1 protein-coding gene is annotated in these 1,160 nt (G+C 44.6%); it reads right to left on the bottom strand.

Features of this window, described 5'->3' with window-relative positions; all coding sequences use genetic code 11:
• Positions 1–163: 163 nt before the first annotated feature.
• The gene (locus NNN71_RS24645; protein ID WP_167574872.1) at positions 164–1,093 is read right to left on the bottom strand and encodes a LysR family transcriptional regulator; all 930 of its coding nucleotides are present in this window, start codon (positions 1,091–1,093) and stop codon (positions 164–166) included.
• Between the last annotated feature and the right edge of the window lie 67 nt (positions 1,094–1,160).

Raw genomic sequence — 1,160 nt, 5'->3', positions numbered from 1 at the left:
TAATTAATGCGGGTTATTTTCCCTGAGTATCCCATTTTTAATATGAAGAAAGTAAGTTGAACAGATCTGAGGAAAGTCGGTGATTCGCGGTAGAGCTCAAAGGATGAAGTATAAAATCGATAAACGCTCTTCCGCGGATAGTCTGCCTGTGTCGCTTGTCGGGCTATGCCACCTGACGGCGAATCTCTTCCAGTACCTCATTGAGGATAAACTGAACCCGCCATGGCTGATATTCACGCTTGCGGTAGATAGCGACCAGATCCAGCCACCACTCGTATTGTTCGGCAAAGCAAGGGGCTAACACACCGGCCTGAATGTCTGCCTGTACGCTATTTTTAGGCGCAAAGACGATGCCTAAACCATGCCGCGCCAGCTCCAACGCTGACTGGCTGTTATCGCAAACGTAGTGGCCTTTGACACGAAAATCCCGCACTTCCTGGCTGCCCGCAAGGCTAAACCGCCAGATATTGGCATCATCAATCATCATCGAATCCAGCAGGATGCAGGAGTGTTGTTCAAGTTCTTCTGGAGAGTTAAGCGGATGTTCCTTGAGGTATTGTGTGCTGGCATAGGCGCTGACCGCATATTTCGTAATAAAGTTGGCAACCAGTGATTCATTTTTTGGACCCACGCAGGAAAGTAATATATCGCAATCTTCTGGAAAATCGGAACCTTCGTAGAAGGATTTACGTTCAAGGTTAAAGGTTTTTAGACTAAGCGTAATGTTGCCAATATCTTTAATTGTGTTGACCACATTTTTCGCTAAATAGGCGTTAATCATCGTTGGCGAGTAAATGGTGACGCGGCCATTTTTCTCATGCTTATAATCAGAGATGAAATTATTCAGCTGATTTTCCTTCTCCAACAGGTCGTTGACGTAGGGCAGTAACGACTCGCCAAAACGCGTTAACGACAGCTTTCTGGAAGTGCGCTCAAAGATCTTTAAACCAATTTTTGATTCAACATCAGCAAGATACTTGCTTACGTTGGCCTGCGCCATCCCGAGTATAGTGGCGGCATGGCTGACGTTTTCGCTGGCTGCAATCACCGAAATTATTTTTAATTCCTGTGGTTTAATCTGGAGTTTTTTCATCACCTGGCTCTGTATATATAAGTTGATATAGTGCTATATAAATATTGAGATTGCAGCGATATAAATA

It is taken from the genome of Kluyvera sp. Awk 3 (assembly GCF_028069715.1).
Lineage (GTDB): Bacteria > Pseudomonadota > Gammaproteobacteria > Enterobacterales > Enterobacteriaceae > Kluyvera > Kluyvera georgiana_A.
Note: the sequence above shows the minus strand (reverse complement) of the source record. Positions and strands in the feature narration are given on the sequence as shown.